At 71.5% G+C, this 24,486-nt stretch carries 23 protein-coding genes; 12 read left to right on the plus strand and 11 right to left on the minus strand.

Features of this window, described 5'->3' with window-relative positions:
* The first annotated feature begins 22 nt into the window (after positions 1-22).
* The 7 genes from flgN (at position 23) to ABD352_RS24985 (ending at position 5,945) form a co-directional block, all read left to right on the plus strand.
* Complete coding sequence (gene flgN, locus ABD352_RS24955) at positions 23-505, plus strand: flagellar export chaperone FlgN (RefSeq protein ID WP_344614894.1); 483 nt, start codon at positions 23-25, stop codon at positions 503-505.
* On the plus strand, positions 506-1,927 hold the full coding sequence (gene flgK / locus ABD352_RS24960; protein WP_344614895.1) for a flagellar hook-associated protein FlgK: 1,422 nt from the start codon (positions 506-508) through the stop codon (positions 1,925-1,927).
* A gap of 13 nt (positions 1,928-1,940) precedes the next feature.
* The gene (gene flgL, locus ABD352_RS24965) at positions 1,941-2,831 is read left to right on the plus strand and encodes a flagellar hook-associated protein FlgL (RefSeq protein ID WP_344614896.1); all 891 of its coding nucleotides are present in this window, start codon (positions 1,941-1,943) and stop codon (positions 2,829-2,831) included.
* A gap of 82 nt (positions 2,832-2,913) precedes the next feature.
* On the plus strand, positions 2,914-3,348 hold the full coding sequence (gene fliW, locus ABD352_RS24970; RefSeq protein ID WP_344614897.1) for a flagellar assembly protein FliW: 435 nt from the start codon (positions 2,914-2,916) through the stop codon (positions 3,346-3,348).
* Positions 3,349-3,448: 100 nt separating this feature from the next.
* Entirely contained in the window at positions 3,449-3,685 is a 237-nt protein-coding gene (gene csrA / locus ABD352_RS24975) for a carbon storage regulator CsrA (RefSeq protein WP_344614898.1), read from the plus strand.
* 61 nt (positions 3,686-3,746) lie between these two features.
* Entirely contained in the window at positions 3,747-3,914 is a 168-nt protein-coding gene (locus ABD352_RS24980) for a hypothetical protein (protein ID WP_344614899.1), read from the plus strand.
* 36 nt (positions 3,915-3,950) lie between these two features.
* The gene (locus ABD352_RS24985; RefSeq protein ID WP_344614900.1) at positions 3,951-5,945 is read left to right on the plus strand and encodes a PAS domain-containing sensor histidine kinase; all 1,995 of its coding nucleotides are present in this window, start codon (positions 3,951-3,953) and stop codon (positions 5,943-5,945) included.
* A 413-nt stretch (positions 5,946-6,358) separates the two neighbouring features.
* Here ABD352_RS24985 and gsmA read toward each other — a convergent pair whose 3' ends face one another.
* Together gsmA and ABD352_RS24995 are read right to left on the minus strand one after the other, a co-directional pair.
* Positions 6,359-7,255: a sporangiospore maturation cell wall hydrolase GsmA gene (gene gsmA, locus ABD352_RS24990; RefSeq protein ID WP_344614901.1), complete on the minus strand. Its 897-nt coding sequence runs from the start codon at positions 7,253-7,255 to the stop codon at positions 6,359-6,361.
* 83 nt (positions 7,256-7,338) lie between these two features.
* Positions 7,339-8,121, minus strand: coding sequence for a zinc metalloprotease (locus tag ABD352_RS24995; protein WP_344614902.1), 783 nt, complete (start codon positions 8,119-8,121; stop codon positions 7,339-7,341).
* A gap of 426 nt (positions 8,122-8,547) precedes the next feature.
* On the opposite strand from ABD352_RS24995, the gene ABD352_RS25000 reads away from it, so the two are divergent.
* On the plus strand, positions 8,548-9,912 hold the full coding sequence (locus ABD352_RS25000) for a ricin-type beta-trefoil lectin domain protein (RefSeq protein ID WP_344614903.1): 1,365 nt from the start codon (positions 8,548-8,550) through the stop codon (positions 9,910-9,912).
* Between the two features lie 5 nt (positions 9,913-9,917).
* On the opposite strand, the gene ABD352_RS25005 is transcribed toward ABD352_RS25000, so the two are convergent.
* The 4 genes from ABD352_RS25005 to ABD352_RS25020 form a co-directional block, all read right to left on the minus strand.
* Positions 9,918-10,553, minus strand: a complete 636-nt coding sequence (locus ABD352_RS25005) for a response regulator transcription factor (protein ID WP_344614904.1) — start codon at positions 10,551-10,553, stop codon at positions 9,918-9,920.
* Positions 10,554-10,699: 146 nt separating this feature from the next.
* Positions 10,700-11,257 carry a TetR/AcrR family transcriptional regulator gene (locus ABD352_RS25010; RefSeq protein WP_344614905.1) on the minus strand — a complete coding sequence of 186 codons (558 nt, stop codon included), beginning with the start codon at positions 11,255-11,257 and terminating at the stop codon, positions 10,700-10,702.
* Positions 11,250-12,044 (minus strand): alpha/beta fold hydrolase, encoded by a 795-nt coding sequence (locus ABD352_RS25015; protein ID WP_344614906.1) that lies wholly within the window; start codon positions 12,042-12,044, stop codon positions 11,250-11,252. Before ABD352_RS25015 ends, ABD352_RS25010 begins: the two co-directional genes overlap by 8 nt.
* Before the next feature lie 331 nt (positions 12,045-12,375).
* Positions 12,376-13,365: a histidine kinase dimerization/phospho-acceptor domain-containing protein gene (locus tag ABD352_RS25020; RefSeq protein ID WP_344614907.1), complete on the minus strand. Its 990-nt coding sequence runs from the start codon at positions 13,363-13,365 to the stop codon at positions 12,376-12,378.
* 114 nt (positions 13,366-13,479) lie between these two features.
* Here ABD352_RS25020 and ABD352_RS25025 point away from each other — a divergent pair, with 114 nt between their 5' ends.
* The 4 genes from ABD352_RS25025 (at position 13,480) to ABD352_RS25040 (ending at position 18,846) form a co-directional block, all read left to right on the plus strand.
* Entirely contained in the window at positions 13,480-15,411 is a 1,932-nt protein-coding gene (locus tag ABD352_RS25025; RefSeq protein ID WP_344614908.1) for a sensor histidine kinase, read from the plus strand.
* Positions 15,408-16,115 carry a response regulator transcription factor gene (locus ABD352_RS25030; protein WP_246655778.1) on the plus strand — a complete coding sequence of 236 codons (708 nt, stop codon included), beginning with the start codon at positions 15,408-15,410 and terminating at the stop codon, positions 16,113-16,115. Before ABD352_RS25025 ends, ABD352_RS25030 begins: the two co-directional genes overlap by 4 nt.
* 251 nt (positions 16,116-16,366) lie before the next feature.
* Positions 16,367-17,095, plus strand: a complete 729-nt coding sequence (locus ABD352_RS25035; protein ID WP_344614909.1) for a hydrolase — start codon at positions 16,367-16,369, stop codon at positions 17,093-17,095.
* Positions 17,096-17,172: 77 nt separating this feature from the next.
* Positions 17,173-18,846 carry an ATP-binding protein gene (locus ABD352_RS25040; protein ID WP_344614910.1) on the plus strand — a complete coding sequence of 558 codons (1,674 nt, stop codon included), beginning with the start codon at positions 17,173-17,175 and terminating at the stop codon, positions 18,844-18,846.
* Here ABD352_RS25040 and ABD352_RS25045 read toward each other — a convergent pair.
* The 5 genes from ABD352_RS25045 to ABD352_RS25065 form a co-directional block, all read right to left on the minus strand.
* Entirely contained in the window at positions 18,806-20,314 is a 1,509-nt protein-coding gene (locus ABD352_RS25045; RefSeq protein WP_344614911.1) for a glycosyltransferase family 2 protein, read from the minus strand. The two genes, ABD352_RS25040 and ABD352_RS25045, sit on opposite strands and share 41 nt — an antisense overlap.
* Positions 20,311-21,441 (minus strand): HEAT repeat domain-containing protein, encoded by a 1,131-nt coding sequence (locus ABD352_RS25050; RefSeq protein ID WP_344614912.1) that lies wholly within the window; start codon positions 21,439-21,441, stop codon positions 20,311-20,313. The genes ABD352_RS25045 and ABD352_RS25050 overlap by 4 nt, the downstream gene beginning before the upstream one ends.
* Complete coding sequence (locus ABD352_RS25055; protein WP_344614913.1) at positions 21,438-21,812, minus strand: response regulator transcription factor; 375 nt, start codon at positions 21,810-21,812, stop codon at positions 21,438-21,440. Before ABD352_RS25055 ends, ABD352_RS25050 begins: the two co-directional genes overlap by 4 nt.
* A gap of 115 nt (positions 21,813-21,927) precedes the next feature.
* Entirely contained in the window at positions 21,928-22,575 is a 648-nt protein-coding gene (locus ABD352_RS25060; RefSeq protein WP_344614914.1) for an SRPBCC family protein, read from the minus strand.
* Positions 22,576-22,728: 153 nt separating this feature from the next.
* On the minus strand, positions 22,729-24,351 hold the full coding sequence (locus ABD352_RS25065) for a S8 family peptidase (protein WP_344614915.1): 1,623 nt from the start codon (positions 24,349-24,351) through the stop codon (positions 22,729-22,731).
* Positions 24,352-24,486: the final 135 nt, after the last annotated feature.

The following is a 24,486-nucleotide window of genomic DNA, read 5'->3' on the forward strand; positions in this document are numbered from 1 at the left end:
ACCGGCGGAGAGGCGGGAACGGATGGCGTTGGCGGATCTCGCGAGCATCCTGTGGCGGGAGCGCGAGATGCTCGAGCTGTTGCTGTTCAAGCTCGAGGAGGAGCAGCTCGTGCTGGCCTCGGGGCGGACCCGGTGGCTGGCGCACGCCACGCGCGAGGTCGAGGTGGTGCTGGAGGAGATCCGGCGTACCGAGGTCGTGCGGGCCGCCGAGGTCGAGGCGATCGCGGCCGAGCTCGGGGTCGGTCCCAACCCCAGCCTGAGCCGGCTCGCCGAGGTCGCTCCGCCGCCGTGGGGGGAGCTGCTCACCCAGCACCGTCAGGCGTTCCTGACGGTCACCGCAGAGGTCAGCGCGATGGCCGAGGCCAACCGTGACCTGCTGACCGCCGGGGCCCGCGCCGCCCGCGAGACCATGCTCTCGATCGCCGGGTCGGTCGAGACCTACGGGCGCAAGGGCCAGACGGTCGCGACCGCGCCGCGCACGCGGCTGATTGACGAGGCGATGTAGATGAGCACCTTCTCCAGCCTGAACGCGGCACTGTCGGCCCTCTACGCGCAGCGCCGGGCACTGGACCTCACCGGGCAGAACATCGCCAACGCGAACACCGTCGGGTACTCCCGCCAGCGCGTCGAGCTCGCCCCCGCCGAGGCGATCAGCACCCCCGCGCGCTGGTCGACCAGCCGGGGCGTCGGCGACGGGGTGCGCATCACCGACACCACCCGCCTGCACAACGAGTTCATGGCCGCGCGCACCCGCACCGAGCGCGGCACGAACGAGTACCTCCAGGCGCAGAGCACCGTCTTCGCCACCATCGAGCAGACCCTCGGCGAGCCCAGCGACACCGGCCTGCAGGCCCAGCTGTCGGACTACTGGAACGCCTGGTCCGACGTGGCGAACCGGCCCGGTGACGTCTCGGCCCGCACCCAGCTGCTGTCGCGCGGCAACACGGTGGCCGCCACCCTGCAGACCGACCGGCAGAACCTCGACGCGTTCTTCGGCGCCACCCGCGAGCAGCTCGACGCCGACGTCAACGTGGTCAACCAGACCGCCGACGGGGTGGCCGACCTCAACGGCCGCATCGCCCTGGCCAAGGCTGGCGGCATGCCCACCAACGAGCTGGCCGACCGCCGCGACCAGCTCGTGCTGCAGCTGTCCGAGCTGACCGGGGCGACCGGCCGGCTGAAGACCGACGGCACCGTCGACGTGGCGCTGGGCGGCAACCTGCTCGTGCAGGGCAACTTCGCGCGGCCGCTCGAGGCGGTCGGCTCGACCACGGTCGACGGGCGCGGGGTCAACCCGGTGCGGGTGCAGTTCACCGACAACGACAACAACCCGAGCAACAACCCGCCGGCCGAGATCAGCAGCGGCAAGATCGCCTCGCACCTGGAGGCGCTCACGCAGACGATCCCCGGCGCGGTGGCCGGCCTGGACCGGGTCGCCGGGCTGCTCATCCAGTCGGTGAACGCCCAGCACGCCGAGGGCTGGGACATCACCACCACCCCGCCCTCCACCACGCCGACGCCGCAGCAGGGCGGGGCGTTCTTCAGCGGCACCAACGCCAAGGACATCGCGGTCGCCATCACCGACCCGACGAAGATCGCCGCGTCGAGCACGGCCAGCACGCCGTACCAGGGCGACAACGCCAACGCCATGGCGGACGTGGTGTCCAAGGACCCGCAGGGTGCGGACACGCAGTACCGCAACTTCGTGGTCGACATCGGCATCCAGGCGCAGACGGTCAACCGCCGCGCCGATGCCCAGCAGGTCATCTCCGACGATGTCACCGCCGACGAGCAGGCCGAGTCGGGCGTCAGCCTCGACGAGGAGATGACGAACATGCTGATGTTCCAGCGCGCGTACGAGGCCGCGGCCAAGGTGATCTCCACTGTGGACACCACCCTGGACACGCTGATCAACATGAAGAGGTAGGAGGAGGGAACGGATGCCCGGCTTCCGCGTCACCGAACGCTCGATGGCCACCAACACACTGGCCAACCTGCAGGTCAACCTGCAGCGCAACCAGGACCTGCAGAACCAGTTGTCCAGCGGCAAGATGCTCACCAAGCCCTCGGACTCGCCCGGCGGCGCCGTCGTCGCCATGCAGCACCGCAGCGACATGGCGACGCTGAACCAGTACTCGCGCAACGCCGACGACGGGATGGGCTGGCTGAACATGGCCGACACCGCGCTGACCAGTGCCTCGACCCAGCTGAACCAGGCGCGGGAGCGGGTGCTGGCGGGGCTTTCCAGCGGTACCTCGGGCAGCGCCGAGGCCCGCGAGGCCATCGCCCTGGAGGTGGACAACCTGCGGGGCTCGATGCTGGACCTGGCCAACACCACGTACCTGGACCGGCCCGTCTTCGGCGGCACGACCGAGAAGGGCATCGCCTACGACGCCAACGGCGACTACCAGGGCGACCAGGGTGCGGTGAACCGTACCGTCGGGTCCAACGCCTCGGTGCGCGTGGACACCAACGCCGACTCCGTCTTCGGCAGCGGCAACAACAACGTCTTCCACCTGCTGCAGCGGGTCGCCGACGACCTGCGCAACAACCCCAGCGCACTCAAGGCCGACCTCGCCGATATCGACACGGCGCAGAAACGGGTGCAGACGGGGCTTTCGGGCGTTGGATCCCGATACAATCAGGTTTCGCAGATGCAGCAGGCCGCGAACAACCGGGTCATCGACGTGCGGGCGCAGCTGTCCGACGTCGAGGACATCGACCTGCCCAAGACCATCACCGAGCTTTCCCTGCAGCAGACCGCGTACCAGGCCGCGCTGGCCGCGACCGCCAAGGTCGTCCAGCCGTCCCTGGTGGACTTCCTGCGGTAGGGCCGGCTCGCCGGACCGGAACGGGTGGTTCGCCGCGCCGAGCGGCGGCTCGCCGTACCACAAACGTCATCGTGAGGAATCTATGAGCGTCGCGACCGTTGGCACCCCGGAGACGACCACGCTGCCGGTGATCGACTTCGTGTCGCCGATGCCCGGCTTCCCCGAGGACCGGCGCTTCGTGCTCGTCCGCCTCGACGACGCCGGCGTGCTCTACGCGCTGACGTCGGTCGACTCGGCGGGGCTGCGCTTCCTCGTGGTACCGCCGGCGCAGTTCTTCCCCGACTACGAGGCCGAGATCGACGACGAGACGCTGTCCTCGCTGGGCGTCAGCGATCAGGCCGACCTGCTGGTGCTGCTGGTGGTCACCGCGGGGGAGCGCGGCGCCGAGGATGCCACGGTCAACCTCATGGCCCCGATCGTGCTGGACCAGCGCAGCCGTCGCGCGGTCCAGCTCATCCTGAGCCACAGCGGCCTCCCCGTCCGTCAGAGGCTGTTGGTCACCACCGGAAACTCCTGAACTGCCTGGTCGCCTGAACGGGTCGGCGCTCGTCCTTTCCCGCCCGGCGTAGCCGACAAATCGGGTACTGTTCGCCTATCGCCCAGCGAAGGAGCGGCTCGTGCTCGTCCTGACCCGACGTCCCGGTGAAAGCGTGATGGTGGGCGACGATGTCGTCGTCACCGTGCTCGACGTGCGTGGTGACGTGGTGCGGCTGGGCATCAAGGCACCGCGCAGCATCCAGGTGCACCGCGAAGAGGTGTACCGCGAGCTGCAGAAGGCCAACCGCGAGGCCGCGTCGCCCAGCGACGTCGCCGTGCGGGCGCTCAGTCGCATGCTGCGCACCGAGAGCAAGTAGGCGTTCGGCCCTCCACCGGCGGGGGCAACGCGTGGCAATCCCGACTTCTCAGGGCGTGACGGTGAGCGACGTGGCCGTGCGCACCAGCGAGATCGCCGCGACCATCTCCGACATCGCCGACGTCGCCTCGCGCAACACCGCCGAGGCCGGCACCTCACTCACCGCGGCCAGGCAGCTCGCCGGCATGGCGGAGCAGATGAATGGCCTGGTCACCCGCTTCCGCTTCTAGCTGCGGCGCACGCGCGGCAGGCCGGAGAATAGCCTCATGGTGTACGGCGACGCCGAGCTGCGGACGCTGAGCGCCCCCGACCGCTGGCTGCGGATCATGCCGTTCGCGCTGGTCACGCTGCTCGCGTTCGCCGTCGCCTGGCTGCCGCCCCGGGTGTCGCCGGTGGCGCTGGTGGCGGCGGCGGGGCTGCTCGCCGTACTGGTGCTGATGGTCGTGCTGACCCCGTTCCGGCGCCTTCCGGCGTTCTACGAGGCGCTGCCGCCCCTGGGGTTCTTCGGCGTGGTGCTGCTGCTCAACGCGGGGGTCGACGGCCCGGCCGGATACGCCCCGCTCGCGCTGCTGCCCGTGCTGTGGCTCGCCCTCTACGCCGGCCGGCTGGCCACCGCGATCGGCGTCGCCGTCATGACCCTGGTGTTCCTCGTCCCGGCCCTGCTCGACGAGGAGCTGCGCCGGGCCGAGTGGCGCCGCGGCCTGCTCGTCGGCGCGGCCGGCGTGCTCATGGCCACCGCCGCGAAGAGCTGGACGAACCGGAGCCGGGCGGCCACCCGGGAGGCCCGCCGCGAGCGCGACTTCAACCAGGCCATCCTCGACTCGAGCGGCTTCCTGGTCATGGTCGTCGACGCGTCCGGCCGGGTCACCGCGTTCAACCGGCGCTGCGAGGAGGCGAGCGGGCGCCCGGCGGCCGACGTGGTCGGGCGGCTGTACCACACCCTCGGACTGTCCACGATGGACTCCGCCGCGCTGCTCGCCGCGATGGCCGGCGTCGCCGAAACGGGCGAGGCGCCGCCGGCCGAGCGCGACTGGATCGTCCCCGGCGGCCGGCGCCGCATCGCCTGGAGCACCGCGCTGCTCAAGGACGACGACGGCCGGCTGCTGCACATGATCTGCACCGGCATCGACGTCACCGAGCAGCGGCGCACCGAGCGGCTCTTCGCCGACGTCCTGGCCGCCGCGACCGAGCAGGCCATCATCGGCGTGGACCGGCGCGGCGTGGTGACCGTGTTCAATGCCGGGGCCGAGCGGCTGCTGGGGTACCGCGCCGAGGACGTCGTCGGCTCGGCCGGCCTGGCCCGGTTCCACGCCGCCCCGGACGACCCGGAGACCCTCTTCGCCCCGGCGAGGGCCGGCGACTCGGCCGCGCGCGAGTGCGTGTACCTGCGCCGGGACGGCTCGCAGGTGCCGGTGGCGGTCACGGTCAGCGTGATCCGGGACGAGGCCGGGGAGGCCAGCGGGTACCTCAGCGTGGCCCGCGACGTCACCCGCGAGCGGCGCACCGTCGAGGCCATGCGCCACGCCCTGCAGCGCGAGCGCGACGCCGCCGACCGCCTGCGCGAGCTGGACAAGGTGCGCGCCGACCTGGTCGCGACCGTCTCGCACGAGCTGCGCACCCCGCTGACCAGCATCCTCGGCAACGTCGAGGTGATCGTCGACGGCGACGCCGGCGAGGTCGCCCCGCCCCAGGCCCGCCTGCTCGGCGCCGTCGAGCGCAACGCCCGCCGCCTGCTCGCCCTCATCGAGGACCTCCTCATGCTCTCGCGCATCGAGGCCGGCGCCGTGAAGATCAACGCCAGCCCGGTGCAGCTGCGCGCCGTGGTCGCCGGCGCCCTGGAGGCCCTGCAGGCCGTGCGCGGCCAGCGCGAGGTGCGCCTGGACGTCGACCTGCCCGAGGAGCCGCTCGTCGTGCACGGCGACCGCGACCAGCTCGAGCGCGTGATCATCAACCTGCTCGACAACGCCCTGAAGTTCACGCCCTCGGGCGGCAGCGCCCGCCTGAGCGCCGGCCTGGACGGCGAGCAGGTCCGCCTGACCGTGGCCGACACCGGCATGGGCATCCCGGAGGACGAGATCGAGCAGATCTTCGAGCAGTTCTTCCGGTCCAGCCGCTCGCACGAGCGCCAGAGCCAGGGCACGGGCCTGGGCCTGGCCATCACGAAGTCCATCGTGGAGCGCCACGGCGGCCGCATCTGGGCCGCCCCCGCCGCCGGCCGGGGCACGGTCGTCACCTGCCTGCTGCCACACCGCCCGAACTGACCGCTCGTCCGGTCGATACCGTTCTGCCTGCGGCATGGGCGATGCTGCTCGGATGGGCGGCAAGCGGAAGCCTTCGGACACGCTGGACGTCTTCGTCTCGTACGCCGGCCCGACCGCGCCTGGGCCGAGTGGGCCGCCTGGCACCTCCAGGCCGGGGGCTACTCGGTGGAGCTGGACGTCTGGGACCGGGCCGCGGCGGTGAGGCAAGTTTCTGTCCTTGAGCCCGCGTACGCGGGTTACCGCTGCGTTCACCGCGACGACCACCCGATGACCATCGATACGGCCCGCGGGCTTGGGAGCGCGCTCATCCGCCTGCGGAGGGTGCACGAGGGGCAGCGGCTGATCGAGTGGGCCGGGCGGCAGGAGCCAAAACGGCCGCGCCCGGGAAGGGGCGCGGCCGTCGGTCAGGCGGGTCAGGCTAGGTCGTACTGGTACAGGTTGTACTTGGCCATCAGGGCGACGACCTTGGTGGTGTACAGCGGGTCCGTCGCGTAGCCGCCCTTGTGGACCTCGGCGATGAACTGGTTCGGGTCCTTCGTGTAGTTGAAGGCGGCGGCGTAGCGGCTCAGGGACTTCAGGCTGGCGCCGTGGTCGCGGAACGAGTCGGCGGCCGAGTTGTAGGTGCGGAAGGTGGCCACCGTCGTCGAGCACAGGCCCTGGGCGTTGCACTCCTGGGTGCTGTAGGACTTGCAGCCGGACGCGTACGCGCCCGTCGCGTTGTTGAAGCATTTCATGCCGAAGAAGTTGCGGTCGTTGGCCGACAGGGCGCTGCGGCCCCAGCCCGACTCCAGGATGGCCTGGGCCAGGGTCACCGAGGTCGGGACCTGCGTGTCGCGCTGGCTCTGCTGGGCGGCCGGGATCGACGCGGCCAGGAACTGCTCGTTGGTCATGGTGCCGGTCGGGCCCATCGGGACGGCGGGGGCCGTGGTCGGGGCCGTGGTGGGGGCGGCGGCCGGCGTGGTGGCCGGGGCGGCCGGGGGCGCGCAGACCGGGAGCTTCGGGTTGCCCGAGACGTAGGCGTGGGAGATGTAGTCGCCGGCGGCGGTGCGGTCCCACTGCGCGGTGCGCCGGACGTTGCCCCGCAGGTACTGGCCGCTCACCCGGCAGGTGACGGTGACCTTCTGGTTGTTCTTGATGGTCCGGGTCTGGCCGAACCAGTTGGCGGCGCCGGTGCGGGCCGGGAGGGAGCCCTTGACGCGGACGCTGATGACGGCGGCGTCGGCCGGTTCAGCGGCCACGACGAGGGCCGTGGCGGTCGCGGCAAGGGCGAGGGCCGGTACGAGTACCGAACGCTTGAGGGTGCGCAACATGAACTGATCTCCCATGAGGGGTGGGTGGTCCCCTCAAAGGTCGTCAGTCGTCGTTGCGCGGGTCGTTCCCCGCTGGTTGCAGGTCAGTTGGTGCCGTACTGCTGCTTGAGCGTCAGGTAGTCGCCCAGGCCGAGTCCGCGGTAGGCGGTGGAGCAGTCCGGCAGCCCGTCGGTCATCGTGAGCGCCGAGTGCTGGGCGAAGGCCACGTGGCCGAGGCCGAAGGCGTGGCCGAACTCGTGGGTCAGGGTGCCCTCGAGGTCCCAGCGGTTGGTGCACGCGGGCGGGGTGCTGAGGAAGAACAGGCCCTCGGTGTCGTCGATCAGGATGTCGGTCTCGACGCTGCGGCCGTTCTCCTTGCCGCCGTACCACCAGATGCACGTGACGGCGAGCAGTCCCTTGTTGAGCGGGCCGAAGGAGACCGAGTTGGCGCCGTCGCGCTCGCCGCAGCCGCCCGACGGGGTGACGCCGGCGACGTGGTCGGTCTTTCCGGCGTACGACTCGGAAATCCCCAGGTTGGCGGGCAGGCCGCAGTCGTTGCGCCCGGTCTGGACGGTCGTGGCCGCGCTGCGCAGGGCGTTCACGACGGCGGTGCGGTCGCCGAGGTACGCCGGGATGGTCCGCTCGTTCACCCGCCACTTGAGCTCGGTGCGCCAGCGCATTCCCAGCCAGGTCCCGGCCGGGTCGGCGCAGCGGGCCCCGTCCATGGCCGCCTCGGCGGGCTGGCCGATCGGCGGGCCCGGCACGATCACGGCGAAGCGCGCGGCGTGCATCGTCATGGGCGGCTCGCCAACGAGCCAGGCCGCGCAGAGCACCAACGGGAGCAGTGCCCGCAGGATTGCCGCCAGACCATTGTCGATCTTTGGCACATGCTCATTCTGATCCGCGGTACCCCGCCCGGGGGTGACTTTCGGCAAATGCGCCGGAGACGCCATGGCGCTCCTGATTCCCTTCCGCGACGCGACGACACCCACCCGGCACCGGCGTGTCGGGTGATCGTCAGGCGGTTCGCGCACCTCACGGGACAGACGCCGCGGCTCACTCTCGGTCATTCTTGAGGCGCAGCCGGTACGACATGAAAGGGAACCTGATGAGGACCACGCTGGACATCAGCCTCGCCGCGATGCTCATCGGCATCACCCTCGTCGCCGCCATTACCCTGGTCGGCGGCGCTTGGTAGCGCACCCTGCCTGCGATTTGTGAACAAAGTTAAACAATTGTTTGTTCGACGTTGTTCGATGCCGTAATAACGGCACACACTGGGCATTCAACCGTCCGCCAACGGGAGAGTGTCCATGTTTCGATCGATTCCCAGGACCGCCGCCATCGCGGTGGCGCTCCTCGTCGCGGCCCTCGGGGCCGCGCCGGCCGCCGCCCGGGAGGACTCCGGCGGCTACAAAGCCGGCACCGGTAAGTGCCAGGGCCTGCTGGAGCTCAAGGCCATCCCCGGCGCCTGCACGCACGGGCCCGACACGCCCTTCGCCGGGATGGACGTGACCAGGTCCGTCGCCCCGCTGTCCGCACTCGCCGCCGCCCCGCTGAGCGTGGTCTGCGACGGTGACGGGCAGAGCGGCTACCGGGTCCAGGTGTTGTACGTCCACGGCTCGGGCAACGCCGACCGGTACAGCCAGTACCTCGCCTCGATCCGCACCTGGACGTCCGGTGTGGACGACATCTACAGCGCGAGCGCGGCCCAGACCGGCGGCGTGCGGCACATCCGCTTCGTCACCGACAGCAGCTGCCAGATCTCGGTGACCGACGTGGCCATCGCCAACAGCGCGCTGAGCGACTTCGGCAACTCGGTGAACGCGATCAAGGCGCTCGGCTACAACCGGACCGACCGCAAGTACCTCATGTACGTCGACGCCACCGCCCTGTGCGGCGTCGCCTACGTGACCCTGGACGACCAGCCGGGCCAGGGTAACGCCAACAACTCCGGGCCCAGCTTCAGCCGCGTCGACTCGGGCTGCTGGGGCGCCGGGCCGGCCGCGCACGAGCTCACCCACGCCATGGGCGCGGTGATGAGCAGCTCGCCGAACCACACGGCGTACGGCCACTGCACCGACGACTACGACATCATGTGCTACAACGACGGGCCGGGCACCGTGCTGCGCGTGGTCTGCACGGACCAGGCCCAGGACAACCGGCTCGACTGCAACAAGGACGACTACTTCAACACCAACCCGCCGGCCGGGTCGTACCTGGCAACGCACTGGAACACGGCCAACAACCGGTTCCTGCTCACCAGCGGCGGCAGCGGAGGCGGATCGCACACGGGCGCGGTCACCCTCGTCAACCTGGGCAAGTGCGTCGACGTGAGCAGCTCGGGCACGGCCAACGGCACGAAGATCCAGATCTGGACCTGCAACGGGACCGGCGCCCAGCAGTGGACCGTCCCCGGCGACGGCACGCTGCGGGCGCTCGGCAAGTGCCTGGACGTGACCTCGGGCGGCACGGCCAACGGCACGAAGCTTCAGTTGTGGGACTGCAACGGCACGGGCGCCCAGCAGTGGACCTACGTGTCCGCGAGCCAGGCGCTGCGCAACCCGCAGTCGGGCCGTTGCCTCGACGATCCTTCCAGCAGTACCGCGGACGGCACCCAACTGCAGCTGTGGGACTGCAACGCGACGAATGCCCAGCGGGTGACCATCCCCGCCTAGGGCTGCTAGGCGGCGTCGACCGAGACGAGCAGGCCCTGATTGACCGCGGCCATCAGGGCCTGCGACCGGTTGTTGACGCGCAGCTTGCTGTAGAGGCGCGAGACGTAGGTCTTCACCGTCGCCTCGGACACGGCGAGGCGCTGCGCGATCGTCGGCAGGCTCAGCCCGTCGCGCATCAGCGAGAGCACCTCCTGCTCGCGCTGGCTGAGCAGGCCGGTCTGGCCGCGGCGGCGCGACAGCGCGGAGGACAGGCCCGGCGCGGTGAACGAGTGCGGGGCGACGGCGGCATGCCGGATCGCGGCGAGGACCGCGGAGATCGGTGCGGCCTTGGTGACGTAGGCCGACAGGCCAGCGTCCAGCGCCCGGTACAGCAGGTTGTCGTCGCTCACCGCGCTCAGCAGCACGACGCCGAGGTCCGGGCTGGTCGCGCGCAGCTTGCGGGCCAGCGAGATGCCGTCGGTGTCGGCGAGCTGGGCGTCGATGGTGACGACCTCGGCGCGGGTCTCGGCGACCACGCGCTCGGCGTCGGCGGCGCTACCCGCCTCTCCGACGAGGGTGATGTCCGGAACCGTGGCCACGACGCGGTTGAGTCCGAGGCGGAGGAGGACGTGTTCGTCGACGGCGACCAACCGGATCGTCATCAGTGGGCTCCCTACGAGGTGTGGCCGGGCGGCGGATCTTGCCCAACCAGCGTCGCAGCGAGCCCCTTGAGCAGGGAAGATGCCGCAATTGAGCTGCGCTCGTCGGCACCTGTCCTGCAACCGGGGGACGGTTGTCCACCGGTGTCCTACACCACGGTCGGGACCTTCTTGAGCGTCGCGATGAGCGCGTTGTGGGTGGCCGCGATGTCCTCGCCCATCTGGAACGAGCGCTGCGCGTCGAGCACCGCGAAGCCGTGCATGGCCGCGCGCAGCACCCGGGTGGCGTGCACGACCTGGGCGTCGGTCAGGTCGTAGCCCTTGAACACGGCGAAGACGACGGCGAGAAACCGGCCGGCGGCCGCCTGGACCTCCGCGTCGGGGTCGGGCACCTGAGGGATCAGCGCGTAGCGGTTGGGGTGGGTGGTCGCGTAGGCGTGGTACGCCCGCATCAGCGCCTCCAGGGCCTCATCGCCGCTGAGCCCGAGCATCGCGGCGGTCACCGCCGTCGTGAACTCGTCCATCACGTGGACCGCCAGCCGGGCGCGCAGCTCGGTCAGGCCGGCCACGTGCTTGTACAGCGACGGCGTGGCCACCCCGCAGGCCGCCGCGACGCCGGCCAGCGTCAGCGCGCCCGGCCCGCCGTCGTCGACGATGCGCAGGGCGGTGTCGACGACGGCGGCGGGGGTCAGTCCGGCCCTAGGCATGCGCGCGCTGCCCGAGGAAGGCCAGCACGGCGGCCGCGGTCTCGGCCGGCATCTCCGAGTGCGGGTAGTGCCCGGCGCCCTCGATCATCGCGACCTCGCCGCCGATCCCGTCGGCCACCAGGCGCGCCTCGGCCGCCGGGTCCGGGAAGTCGGGGTCCTTGGTGCCCATGAGCACCAGGGTCGGGGTGCGCACCTCGCCGGCGCGCCCCGCGCAGACCGCCACGTCGGCGGCGAGCATGGCGCGCAGGGCCGCCATCCGGCCGGGCTCGGCCAGGTTGGCCGACAGCGCCGCCTTCTCCGCCTTGTCGGCCGGGCGCGACTTGTACAGCGTCGCCCAGTACGTCGTCCACAGCGGCCGGAACCGCCCGACGGCCCACATGGCCGCCCGCATGACCGCGCCGGGGGCGGGCATGACCCGGGCGAAGGGGTCGGACAGCACGACGGCCGAGAACAGCTCGGGCGCCTCGGCGGCGGCCCAGACGGCGCTCGCGCCGGTGTAGGAGTTGGTGAACAGCACCGCGGGGCCGGCGCCGAGGTGACGCAGCAGCGCGATCGCATCGCGGCCGATGGCCTCGGGGGAGTAGTCGGCCCAGACCGCGTCGCTCTCGCCCTGGCCGCGCAGGTCCATGGTGACGACCCGGTAGCCGGCGGCGACCAGCTCGGGGACGAACGGGTCGTAGGTGTGCCGGTTGACGCCCAGCCCGGGCAGGCAGAGCACCAGGGGACCGGCGCCGAGGGTGTCGTCGTAGGCGATGGTGCCGTTCTCGTTCACGAAGCTCTGTGTCATAGCTCAAAAGCTAATGCCATTAGCTTCGGACGTCAAGTGTCAAGTCAGCGGACCAGGGCCAGGCTGACTTGGTCCGCGGGCTTCGGGATGGTGATGCGCATCGTGGTGCCGCCGCCCGGCGTCTCGTCGATGACCAGCGTGGCGTCGTGTGCCTCGACGATGCGCTGGCAACGCCGCGAGCTCCACCACCGACGGGAGGTCGGGCAGCGGAGGGCCGCCGACGATGCCGTAGCCGGCCAGCGACTCCAGGCGCTCCTGCTCGTCGTCCGGGACTGGGAACGACCGGGGCCTGATGAACGAGGACGTGCTCATGCGCCCGACCATAGGGCGGCTAGGTTGCAACGCCCGGGAAACTGACCCGCACGGTGACGCCCGGGCGGTCGACGGACGTCAGCATCGTGCCGCCGTGCCGCGCGGCGATCTCGCGCCCGAGCATCAGGGCAAGGGCGCCGGTCCGGTACTCCTCCGCCTTCTCCGGATGCGGGATGCGCATCGACAGCAGGCGCTCGGCGGTGAGCCCGCCCTCGGTGGCGACGGACACGACCACGGTCCAGCGGCCGTTGCCGTACGCCGCCTCGATCCGCGGCGGGCCGACGATCCGGCCGATCTCCACCGCGGTGTGGAAGAGCTCGCGAAGCAGATGCCGGTCGCCCAGCGGTTGCGGGCCCGGGCCGAGCTGGAGCGGTACCCCCGGGAAATCCAGCAGCTCCGAGAGGTGCAGCGGGGCGAGGTCCAGCGGCGCCTCGGCCGTCTCCAGGCGGGTCAGCAGCAGCAGGTCGGCCACCAGCACCTGCATGTGCTCGGCGTTGCGCCGGATCACCGAGAGCGCGGCCCGGCGGTCCTGCGGGCTCATCGCGATCGCGTCGTCGCCGGACTCGAGCATGGTGGCGAACGTGACGATCGACGTCAGCGGGGTGCGCAGCTCGTGCGAGGCGACCCGGATGAACTCGGTGCGCAGCTGGGACAGCTCGGTCAGCAGCCGGTGGCGCTCGGGCAGGTCGGGGTCGGCGGTGGCGCGCAGGTAGAGCTCGGCGTCGGGCGGGCAGCGGTGGGGGAGCGGGCGGAACGCGATCGCGCCGTCCTTCAGCAGCAGCGCCGCGTGCAGCTCGTGGCCGTCGCGGTGCACGATCGGCACGTCCAGCTCGATCCCGCACGGCAGCGCGGTGCCCTGCAGGCGCGGCGGGAGCAACAGCCCGGCGAAGGAGGCCCCGAGCGCCCGGGATCGTTCGTACCCGAACAGTTCCGCTGCCCGGGCCGGCCACTCGCTGATGTCGCCGGCGGCGTTGACCCCGATGTCCGCGTCGGCCGCTTCGTCACTCATGAGCACCTGCTCGGTCCTCCGGAAACGTTACAGGACATGTCATTACATTGCGTAGAGTATGTGAGCACCGACAGTAAGCGACGGATGTCGCATGCGCTGTCGGCGAGGAGTGCTTTGCGTGGAGAGACCGACCGTCTGGTCGACACCGGCCTTATCGAAGGGGCCGTGGTCGACCTGGTGGTGCGTGCGGCGAGGGCGGCCACGGTGGTGGACGCGCAGCGGCTCGTGGCCGAGTTCCGCGGGTTCTCCGGCGTGCGCGCCGCCGCCATCGTCCCCGCGCTCGACCCGGTCGTCGGCGTCCTGGACCTCGTCGAGCGGCTGCCGGTCGGGCCCGCGCAGTGGGGCCAGGAGCTGAGGGTCGAGTTCAGCGCCGCCCCCGCCCGGGCGGAGCTGCTCACCGCGGCCGCCGAGATCGCCGCGGCCGCCGACCGCGCGATGGCCCAGCCGTGCCGGGCCGTGCCTCCGCCGGCCGTGCACGGCTCGCGGCTGGCCTGGGCGATCACCACCGGCGCCCGCGCGATGATCCTCGTGGTCGAGCCCGGCCGCGGGTGGAGCGCCGTCTCCGACGCGTTCACCACCGTGCTCGGCTACGACCGGCACCGCCCGCCCGACTTCCGCCTGCTCGACATCGTGCACCCCGACGACCGGCCGGCGGCGGTCGGCCTGTTCCTGGCCTGTTGCGCCGGCCGCCACCCCGACGCCGCCCAGGATCTGCGGGTCTGCACGATCAACGGGCGCTGGAGAACCATCGAGGTCGGCGCGCGCACCTTCGTCGACGACCCCGAGGTGGGCGCGGTCGTCTTCTTCGGCTACGACGTGACCGCCCAGCGAGAGGCCGAGCGGACCGCGCGGATCGAGCAGCAGCGCCTCGCCCGGGTCGTGGAGACGATGGACGACGGGCTGCTCATGCTCGACGAGGAGGGGCGCGTGTGCCTGGCCAACCGGGCCGCGCACCGGCTGCTGGACACCGGCGTGCTCGACGTCAGCCCGGAGCACGACCCCGACCCCGAGCCGCTGAACTGGTCCGAGGTCATCCAGCGCACCATCGCGCGGCTGGGGGCGGAGGCGTACCGCGTGGATCGCCTGCGGTCCGGCTTCCGCGCCCGGCGGGCCGTCGTCGGCGAGGAGCTGGGCTTCGAGGACGGCCGGGTGCTCGAGCTGGACCTGGTGCCGGTGACCGGCCCGGGCGCCGGGCGGGCCGACGGCGGCACGCTCATCCACCTGCGCGACGTCACCGCCCGGGTCGCGGTGCGCCGCGGGCTGGAGGAGCGCAGCCGCGGCCTCGAGGAGCGCAACCAGGCCCTGGTCGAGGCGAGCGCGATGAACAACGAGTTCGTCGCCAGCGTCTCCCACGAGCTGCGCGGCCCGCTCTCCTCCGTGGTGGCGTTCTCGCACCTGCTCGGCGACAGCACGAGCGGGGACCTTTCCGAGGACCAGCGGACGTACCTCTCCGTCATCGACCGCAACGCGAACCGCCTGCTGCGCCTCATCGAGGACCTGCTGCTGCTGTCCCGCCTGGAGGCCCGCACGCTGCAGCTCAAGCCGATCCCGACCCGGCTGCCGGAGCTGCTCGGCGTCGCGGTGGCCGAGCGTACGCCCGCGGCCCGGGCGGCCGGCATCGAGCTGCTCCTGGACTGCGCGGAGGGCCCGGACCTCGTCTGCGACGACACCCGGGTGCACCAGGTGGTGGACAACCTCGTCAGCAACGCCGTGAAGTTCACGCCCAGCGGCGGCCGGGTGACCGTCAAGGCCTGGCCGGGCCTCGACGACCGCGCCGACGGCGAGGGTTGGAGCGTGTCCGTGGCGGACTCCGGCGTCGGGATTCCCGCCGCCGACCTGCCGCGGCTGTTCAGCGCGTTCTTCCGCGGTTCCAACGTGACCGCGGCCGTCGGGCGGCAGGTCATGCCCGGCACCGGACTCGGGCTGGTCGTCAGCCGGGCCATCGTCGAGTTACACGGCGGCAGCATCAGCGTCGCCAGCACTGAAGGGGTCGGCACGACGGTCACGCTGTCGTTGCCCACGCGACCGGCACGAAATGGGGGATGATCGTGAGCCGACTTCTCGTCGTCGAGGACGATCCGGATATCGCCATGGCGCTGCGCCTGCTCCTCACGCGCGCCGGACATCAGGTCGCGCACGCCAAGGACGGCCGCACCGGCCTGCGCGACGCCTACACGGAGCGCCCGGAGCTGGTGATCCTCGACATCGGCCTGCCCGGCATGGACGGCTGGCAGGTCCTGGAGCGCCTGCGCGACGTCAGCGACGTGCCGGTGCTCCTGCTCACCGCGCACGGCCAGGAGTCGGACAAGGTCCGCGGCCTGCGCGGCGGCGCCGACGACTACCTCACCAAGCCCTTCACCAACGCCGAGCTGGTGGCCCGGGTGGAGGCCCTGCTGCGCCGCAGCGCGGGCCCGGCGTCATGGGCCGACGAGGTGTACGACGACGGCGTCCTGCGCATCGACCCGGCGGCCCGCCGCACGTTCGTGGCTGGCGACGAGGTGCGGCTGACGCCGACCGAGTTCCGGCTCCTCAACGTCCTGGTCCGGCACGCGGGCGCGGTGCTCTCGCCCAACCAGCTGCTGGCCCAGGCGTGGGACGACCCGACCGGGATCGGGCCGGAGCGGGTGAAGTTCGCGGTGCTGCGGCTGCGGCGCAAGCTCGGCTGGACCGATCCCGACGCCTCGCCCATCGAGTCGGTGCGCGGGTTCGGGTACCGCTACCGCCGCCCGGTCATGGATCGCGCGGAGTAGCCGGCGCGACAAATGGGGCGTGGGCCGCTGGACCGATACGTCGGGCGCTGGCGCACCACGACTTATCGGATTTATACCCCGGCAGGGCATAAGCCCGAAATGTCGTGGTGCGTCAGCACTCGGCATTTCGGGCAAGTGGCACGTATGGCCAACGCTGAACCGAGCCGCACCCGGCCGGGAACGGCCACCGCGACCCAGCCTGCCCAATCTGATAGGCGTCCCGCCCACCCCGCCCACGAAATGAGAGCCTGATGATCGACCTTTCCGCCGACGGTCACGTCCACACCGCGTTCTCGTCCGGTCGTGACAGCGTCAGTGTGCTCGTCGCCGCCGCCGAGCAGGCCGGACTCGCGGAGCTCACCTTCGCCGACCGGGTCGGACCGGACACGAGCTGGCTTCCGCCGTACCTCTCCTCGATCCAGCGGGCGCAGCAGCGCACCGACGTCGTCCTGCGCCGCGGGGTCGAGGTGGAGGCGATCGGCATCGACGGCTGGCTCGCCTTCCCGGCCGACCTCGGCGGCCTCGAGGTGATCTCGGTCGGGCTCAACCGGCTGCCGCTGCCCGCGGGGCTGCTCACCCCCGACGCCGTGCGGGCCCAGATCGACGCCGGCGCGATGCGCGCCCTCGACGTCATCGACCAGGTGGTCACCGTGACCGGGCTGGCCGTCGAGCGGGTGTCCCGCTACGCGCCGACCCGCCTCGCCCGGCCGCTGGACTTCCTGATCCGCGCGGGCATCGAGGAGCAGGCGGTGCCGGACAGCGCCGTCGCCGAGCTGGTCGAGGCCTGCCGGGCCAACGGCACCGTGGTCGAGATCAGCGAGCGGCACCGGCTGCCGGGGCTGCGCCTGGCCCTGGCGTGCGCCGAGCAGGGCGTGCGCCTGGCCGCGGCGAGCGACGCGGTGCGCTCCGGCGAGGTCGGCCACTACCGGTACGTCCGGGAGATCGCCACGGCGCTCGAGGAGGAGTCCGTAGCCGCCTGAGGACAAGGCCTTCCTGGCCCGTCGTGGTTCGCCAGAAACCGGCGAATCGTGGCGGGCCAGACCTTTAGGATCAAGGTGTGCCGAAGGATCGCGAACTCGTCCTCGTCTCCCTGCTGCAGGAGGCGACGCGGATCGCGAACGAAGCCGACGACATCCGGGACGCCGGCCTGCCGGTGATCAATGCGGTGTGCAAGGCGACCGGCTGGCCGGTGGGCCACCTGTGCCTGCCCGACGAGCGCGACCGCCGGGTCTTCGTCTCCACCGACGTGTGGCACGAGGAGGTGCCGGGGGAGTTCGCCGAGCTGCGCAAGGCCAGCGAGGACGTGCACTTCCCCCTCGGCGGCGGGATCGTCGGCCGGGCCGCCAAGACCGGCCGTCCGCAGTGGATCGCCGACGTGGCCGAGGAGGCGGCGTTCGTGCGGCCCGACATCGCGGGCGTCGGCGCCGCGATCGCCTTTCCCATCACCGCGCGCGGGGTGGTCGCCGCGGTGCTCGAGTTCTTCACCCGCGAGCCGGCCGAGCCCGATCCGGGGCTGCTGGAGATCATGTCCGACGTGGGCATCCAGCTCGGCCGGGTCGCCGACCGGATGGCCGCGCGGCAGGCGCTGCTCTTCGGCTCGCAGCGGCTGCAGCGGGTGCTCGACAGCTGCGTCGAGGCGTTCGTGGCCATGGACGAGGGCGGGATGATCACCGCCTGGAACGCGGCTGCGGAGAAGGTGTTCGGGCTGTCCAAGGAGGAGGCCATCGGGCGCCGGCTGGCCGACACGATCATTCCCCCGCAGTACCGCGACGCCCACCATCTCGGCGTGGGCCGCTTCCTGACGACGGGGGAGCGGCGGGTCCTCGACAACCGCTTCGAGATCACCGCCTGGCACGCCAACGGCTACGAGTTCCCGATCGAGCTCGCCGTGTGGGCCGTGCAGGACCCGATGATGGGCTGGACGTTCAACGCCTTCGTGCACGACATCACCGACCGCAAGCGGACCGAGGACGCGCTGCGCCACGCCTACGAGCACGAGCGCGAGGCGGTGTCCCGGCTGCGCGAGCTGGACCTGGCCAAGAGCGACTTCGTGGCGACGGTGTCGCACGAGTTCCGTACGCCGCTGACCAACGTCATCGGCCACCTGGAGGTGCTCACCTCCGGCGACGCCGGCCCGCTCACCCCGGCCCAGAGCCGCATGCTCGGCGTCATCGGGCGCAACTCTGATCGGCTGCGCGCCCTGATCGAGGACATGCTCACCATCTCCAAGGTGGAGGCCGGTGTCTTCGACCTGGAGCTGCGCCCGACCGAGCTGCACGAGGTGCTCGTGGTCGCGCACGCCGCCGTCGAGCCGCGGGCCAAGCGGCGCGGGCACCGGCTGGTGCTGACGGGGGAGGACCAGCTCGGGCGGGTTGAGGCCGACCCCGACCAGCTGCAGCGGGCGCTGTGCAACCTGCTCATCAACGGCGTCAACTTCACCCCGGACGGCGGGGTGGTCGAGCTCATCGCGCGGGTCGACGGCGAGCACGTGGAGATCAAGGTCCGCGACAACGGCGTCGGCATCGACCCCGACGAGCAGAAGAAGCTGTTCACCCGCTTCTGGCGGGGCACCTTCGCGGTCCGCGAGGCGGTGCAGGGGGCCGGGCTGGGCCTGGCGATCACCAAGACGATCGTCGAGGGGCACGGCGGGGAGATCTCCGTGGACAGCCTGCTCGGGCACGGCACCACGTTCACGATCCGGATTCCGCGCGAGCGCCCTCTCTGGCTGTAGCCGGTTCCGCCGGCGCCTCAGAAGCCTTTTCGAAGGGCTGCGTCTGTACGGTCTGGAAGCCGGTCCGCGTCATGTCGCCCCACACGTGCTTGCCGCCGCGGATGGCCGACCACATGCCCATGGTCCGCCACAGCGCGGTCAGCTGCCGGTAGCCCACATTCTCCGCGATCGAGGCGAGCACCGAGGCGACCAGGTCCGTCCACCGGTGGTAGCGGTGGAACGAGTACTCCTCGACGGTGAGCGCGATGAGGTTGAGCAGCAGCGCGTAGCCGTAGGCGACCGAGATGAAGACCACGGCGAACTTGGCGTCGACGGCGCCGACGTAGAGGCCGAGCGGCACGAGGATCACGCCGGCCAGCTCGATGACCGGGGCCAGCAGCTCGAACAGCACGTAGTAGGGCATCGCGACCATGCCGATGCGACCGTACCGCGGATTGAGGATCATCGAGCGGTGCTTGCTGAGGATCTCGGTGATCCCGCGGTGCCAGCGGCGGCGCTGCTTGCCCAGCACCTTCAGTGTGCTCGGGGCCTCGCTCCACGAGACCGGCTCGGCCACGAACACGATGCGGTAGTCGCGCTTCTGCCGGCGCAGGTGCTTGTGCAGCCGCACCACGAGCTCGGCGTCTTCGCCGATGCAGTCGTGTGCCAGGCCGCCCACCTCGATGAGCAGCTGCTTGCGGAAGATGCCGAACGCGCCGGAGATGATGAGCAGGCCGCCCACCCGCGACCAGCCGGTCCGCCCGAGCAGGAAGGCCCGCAGATATTCCACGACCTGCACCCGGGGGAGCCATTTTTTCGGCATCCGTACGTCCACGATGCGCCCGGCCACGACGGTGCAGCCGTTGGCGACGCGGATGACCCCGCCGGAGGCGACGGTGCGCACCGGGTCGTCCGAGAACGGCTTGGCCACCGACAGCAGGGCCTGCGGGTCGAGGATCGAGTCCGCGTCGACCATGCACACCAGCGGGTACTGGGCCACGTTGATGCCCGTGTTGAGCGCGTCGGTCTTGCCGCCGTTCTCCTTGCGCACCACGACGAGCGGGTCGGGGCGGTCCCTTGGCACGTGGATGGAGATGATGCCGCCCCGGGTCGGGGTCGCGTCGGGGACCACGCGCGGCACCTCGACCAGGCCGAACTCCTCCTCGAGCCGCGCGAACGTGTCGTCGCTGGAGCCGTCGTCGATGACGATGACCTCGAAGACGGGGTACCGCAGGGCCAGCATCGCCTGCACCGACTGCACGATGCCGGCCGACTCGTTGTGCGCGGGGACGAGCACCGAGATGGGCTCGGTGAGCGGGCTGCGGTACGTCTCCTCGTGCCCGGCGAAGGGGACCCGGCGCAGATGGTGCACGAACTCGGCGCCGGCCAGCACGATGAGCACCAGATAGCTGCTGTTGATGACGAGGAAGTACGTGAGGATGAAGATGTCCGTCGCGTGCAGCACGTCGCGCACCCAGTCGGCGATCATGGCACCGTCTGCTTGCGGTGGTCGTCCAGCTCGGCGGCGGCCAGCGCCTCGCGGGCGTGCGCCGCGCCCAGCAGCACGTCCGGGTCGGGCCCCTCGTCGGGCTCGGCGCTGTGCCGGGGGCGCACGTGCGCGCGGTGCTCGGCGGCCACCAGCGCGGCCCGGCCGGCGCTTCCCAGCCGGAGCAGGGACCGCGCGGCGTTGTGGGCGACGGCGTAGTCCGGGTCGGCCAGCAGCTCGGTGAGAACCGGCGCGGCGCTCACCGCGCCCAGCTCGCCCAGCGCCTTGGCGGCCTCTGCTCGCAGTACCGCCGGCTTGTCCTCGTCCAAAGCGTCGAGCAGGGGCGCCATCGCCGTGCGGGTGCCCAGCCGGCCGAGGGAACGCGCCGCGCTGATCCGCACCTCGAGGGAAGGATCGGCGCGCAGGGCGCTCTCCACCCGCACCGTCGCGCCGACCGCGCCGATGAGGCCGAGCACCTCGGCCGCCGTGGCCCGCACCGGCGCCCGCGGGTCGTCCAGCGAGGCGGTCAGCGCGCCCTGGGCCTTGGTGCCGAGCCGGGTCAGCGCGGTCGCCACCACGTGGGCCGGGACCGGCCGGCGGCTGGGCAGCGTGGCCAGCAGCGGCTGGGTCGCGCCGGCGTCGCCGATGCGGCCGAGCGAGCGGGCGGCGACCACGCGCACGTCCGCGTCGGGGTCGGCGAGCAGGTCGCACAGGGGCAGCAGCGCGTCCTTGCGGCCGAGGTTGCCCAGCACCTCGGCGGCCATCGCGCGGGCCACCGGGTCGCGCCGCCTGAGCTGGCTGCGGGCCCGCCAGGCGGCGCCGCGGCGCTCGAAGACGTCGACGAGCAGGGCGTGTGCCTCGCCGCGGACCTTGCCCAGCAGCGCGATGGCGTTGGGCTCCACCGCGAGCCAGACCTCCTCGGGCAGCCGCACGAGCTCCTCGACCTGGGCGGGGTCGTCGTCGCCGGCCGCGATGGCCAGCAGGAGCTGCCGGGCGGGCCGGGCCAGCCTGGCCCGCTTGGCCTCGCGGGCGCGGCGCACCGTGCGGCCCCCGATGATGAGGCCGCCCAGGACGAGCGCGGCGACGAGCATGACGAACAGCGCCACCAGAGCGGCGCCGGCGAGCGTCACGTGCGCATGCGGGCCAGGACCGCCTCGACCCGGCTCACCAACTCCCGCGGGCTGAAGGGTTTGACGATGTAGTCGTCGGCGCCGGCGCCGAAGCCGACCTCGACGTCGCCCTCCTGGGCGCGGGCGGTGAGCAGGATGATCGGCAGCCCCTTGGTGGACTGCTCCTGGCGCAGCTGGCGGCACACGTCGATGCCGGACATGCCGGGCATCATGACGTCGAGGACCACCAGGTCGGGCGGGTTTTCGGTGGCCGCGGTGAGTGCGGCGAGGCCGTTGTCGACGGCCACCACGTCGTACCCCGCCTGCTCCAGCTTGAAGGCTACGAGGTCCCTGATGTCCATGTCGTCGTCGGCGACCAGGATCGCGGTCATCGCTCCGCTCGCTCCTCTCACCCTAGATCTTCAGGATATGCGGCTTTTAGGAAGATTGCCGGGGGATAGCAAAAGGGCGCCGACCGATGGGCCGGCGCCCTCTGGGCCCGCTGGCCTAGATGTCGTGCTGCTGGCGGACCCGGGTGCCCCGGTCGCCGGCGTGCTGCATCGGGCCCAGGTTGCCTCCGGTGGAGGCGGACTGGACCGGGCGCTCGTTGGTGGCGTGGTGGGTGAGCCCCGAGGCCGAGGCGATGCCCCGCGCGATGCCCCGCGCGACGGTGGCCGGGCTGGGCCGCGGCGAGCTCTTGATCTCCTTGGTCTCGGCCGTCGTGGACGCCTTCGCGGCCTTGGCGGTCTCCTCGCAGAACCGCTTGAAGCCCTTCAGGTCGGCCTTGAGTCGCCGGTTGAGCACCTCCGCCGCGTGCTCCTCGGCCGGCATGAGCTCGCGGGCGTCGATCTGCAGCTCCGCGATGATCCGGGTCATGTCGTCGGCCATCGGCTCCAGCCGCAGCGCCTCGATCACCTGCGGCCCGTCCATCGCCTCCCAGCACAGGAACTCGCCGGGGCGGGCCTCGGTGATCCGCGCGTCGAACTCGGCCCGGGTCCCCTCGATGTCGAGCACCATGTGCGCGGTCGAGGCGTCGATCGGGGCCATGCTCATGACGCCGGACATGAACTGGGGGTAGTTCTCGAAGTGGGCGAGCTGCTCGTAGGCGACCGCCACCGGTACGGCCACCTCGATCGACTCTCTGGCGGTGCTCATGGTGGTCCCCCTTGCCATCGTGACCATGATTTGTCCCTGACGGTACGGCTGATACGCCCTAATTGTGGGGGATTTTCAGGATTAAAGATCTCTGCTCGGCCACGACGAAGGCCCTCACCGGGGGGCGGTGAGGGCCTTCGTGGTTGCGGTGGGTCAGACGGTGAGCGTCCAGCCGGTCAGCCTGCCGGCGTCGCCCCTGAACACGTCCTTGACCTGCAGGGTCCAGGTGCCGTTGCGGGCCTTGCCGGACAGGTCGACCGTGTAGGTGGCGGTCGTGAAGGCGTTGTCGTCGCCCGACGTCGAGCTCTTGAGCTTGTAGTCGGTGCCGTCCGGGGCGATCAGGTCGATGCGCAGGTCACCGCGGTCGGCGTGCTTGATCGACACCTTCACCGTGGCGTTCTTGGCCCCGTTGCCGGCGCAGTTGGCGATGACGACCTTGCTGGAGGCGGTGCCCGGGTCCGGGATGGCGACCGAGGCGGTGCTCACGGCGGGGGCGCAGGCGGCCGGCGTGGTCGGGGTCGTCGGCGTGGTCGGCGTGGTCGGCGTCGTGGGCGTGGTCGGCGTCGTGGGGGTGTCCGGGGTCGTCTCGGTCAGCGTGCCGGTGTACAGCAGCTTGTTCGGCGAGCCGCTGCCCGCGCCCTTCACCGCGCCGCTGATCGCGCCGCTGACCAGCGCGTCGCGGACCTCCGCCGGGGTGGCGGCGGGGTGCGAGCCGAGGTAGAGCGCCGCGGCGCCGGTCACGTGCGGGGTGGCCATCGAGGTGCCGCTCATCCGCTGGGTGCCCGTGTTGGAGCTGTTCGAGCTGGACGTGATGTTTACGCCCGGCGCGAAGATGTCCAGGCAGTTGCCGAAGTTGGAGAAGCTCGCGCGGGCGTCGGTGTTGTCGGTGGCGCCGACGGTGATCGCCTCCGGCACGCGGGCCGGGGACTTGCTGCACGCGTTGGCGGAGTCGTTGCCGCCGGCCACCGCGTAGGTGATGCCGGCCGCGATGGAGCGCTTGACCGCGTTGTCCAGGGTGGTGCCGGCCGAGCCGCCGAGGCTCATGTTCGCCACCGCGGGCTTGACGGCGTTCTTGGTGACCCAGTCGACGCCGGCGATGATCTGCGAGTAGGAGCCGTTGCCGGAGCAGTCCAGCACGCGGACCGCCACCAGCTTGACGTCCTTGGCCACGCCGTAGGTCTTGCCGCCGACGGTGCCGGCGACGTGCGTGCCGTGGCCCTGGCAGTCGCTCGCGTCCGCGTCCTTGTCCACGAAGTCGTAGCCGGAGCGGGCGCGGCCGGCGAACTCGCTGTGCGTCAGGCGGATGCCGGTGTCGATGATGTACGCGGTGACGTTGCTGGCCGGGCCGTACGTGTAGGACCCGTCGAGCGGCAGGGCCTGCTGGTCGATGCGGTCCAGGCCCCAGGTGGCACCGGTCTCGGTGGCCTCGATGGAGACCTTGCGGTCCTGCTCGACGTAGGCGACGTCGGGGTCGGCGGCCAGGCGGCGGGCCGCGATGGCGCTCATGCGACCGGAGAAACCGCGCAGCGCGCTGTCGAACCGGTCCTCGACCTTGCCGCCGACCTTGCCGGCGAGCGTGTCCGAGGTCGTCGTCGAGCCGTCCTTCATGACCACGATGTACTGGTCCTTGAGCGCGCCGGCGGCGTCGGTGCCCTGCACGGTGCCCTCGGCCGGGGCGGCGTAGGCGGAGGCGCCGAAGGAGACCGCGGTCAGGGCTGCGGCGGCGCCGCCGAAGACGATTCCGGTAATGGCGCGACGGGCGGTGTTCTTCGTCATTATGTCTGCGTCCCTTTACGGTGAGCCGGCATATCGTTGCGTCATTTGATTTGCCGTGGTTCGGTGTGGCATTTCCTTGCTGCGACAAGATTGCGGGCCCCGGGTGGTTGCCGCGGGACTCCGCAGGTAGCAGGG

The organism is Dactylosporangium salmoneum (genome assembly GCF_039532525.1).
Taxonomy (GTDB): Bacteria; Actinomycetota; Actinomycetes; order Mycobacteriales; family Micromonosporaceae; genus Dactylosporangium; species Dactylosporangium salmoneum.

Coding starts and splice junctions, on each gene's coding strand:
- flgN (WP_344614894.1), top strand. CDS start 23: ATGGCGTTGGCGGATCTCGCGAGCATCCTGTGGCGGGAGCGCGAGATG.
- flgK (WP_344614895.1), top strand. CDS start 506: ATGAGCACCTTCTCCAGCCTGAACGCGGCACTGTCGGCCCTCTACGCG.
- flgL (WP_344614896.1), top strand. CDS start 1,941: ATGCCCGGCTTCCGCGTCACCGAACGCTCGATGGCCACCAACACACTG.
- fliW (WP_344614897.1), top strand. CDS start 2,914: ATGAGCGTCGCGACCGTTGGCACCCCGGAGACGACCACGCTGCCGGTG.
- ABD352_RS24985 (WP_344614900.1), top strand. CDS start 3,951: ATGGTGTACGGCGACGCCGAGCTGCGGACGCTGAGCGCCCCCGACCGC.
- gsmA (WP_344614901.1), bottom strand. CDS start 7,255: ATGTTGCGCACCCTCAAGCGTTCGGTACTCGTACCGGCCCTCGCCCTT.
- ABD352_RS25000 (WP_344614903.1), top strand. CDS start 8,548: ATGTTTCGATCGATTCCCAGGACCGCCGCCATCGCGGTGGCGCTCCTC.
- ABD352_RS25005 (WP_344614904.1), bottom strand. CDS start 10,553: ATGACGATCCGGTTGGTCGCCGTCGACGAACACGTCCTCCTCCGCCTC.
- ABD352_RS25010 (WP_344614905.1), bottom strand. CDS start 11,257: ATGCCTAGGGCCGGACTGACCCCCGCCGCCGTCGTCGACACCGCCCTG.
- ABD352_RS25015 (WP_344614906.1), bottom strand. CDS start 12,044: ATGACACAGAGCTTCGTGAACGAGAACGGCACCATCGCCTACGACGAC.
- ABD352_RS25020 (WP_344614907.1), bottom strand. CDS start 13,365: ATGAGTGACGAAGCGGCCGACGCGGACATCGGGGTCAACGCCGCCGGC.
- ABD352_RS25030 (WP_246655778.1), top strand. CDS start 15,408: ATGATCGTGAGCCGACTTCTCGTCGTCGAGGACGATCCGGATATCGCC.
- ABD352_RS25035 (WP_344614909.1), top strand. CDS start 16,367: ATGATCGACCTTTCCGCCGACGGTCACGTCCACACCGCGTTCTCGTCC.
- ABD352_RS25045 (WP_344614911.1), bottom strand. CDS start 20,314: ATGATCGCCGACTGGGTGCGCGACGTGCTGCACGCGACGGACATCTTC.
- ABD352_RS25055 (WP_344614913.1), bottom strand. CDS start 21,812: ATGACCGCGATCCTGGTCGCCGACGACGACATGGACATCAGGGACCTC.
- ABD352_RS25060 (WP_344614914.1), bottom strand. CDS start 22,575: ATGAGCACCGCCAGAGAGTCGATCGAGGTGGCCGTACCGGTGGCGGTC.
- ABD352_RS25065 (WP_344614915.1), bottom strand. CDS start 24,351: ATGACGAAGAACACCGCCCGTCGCGCCATTACCGGAATCGTCTTCGGC.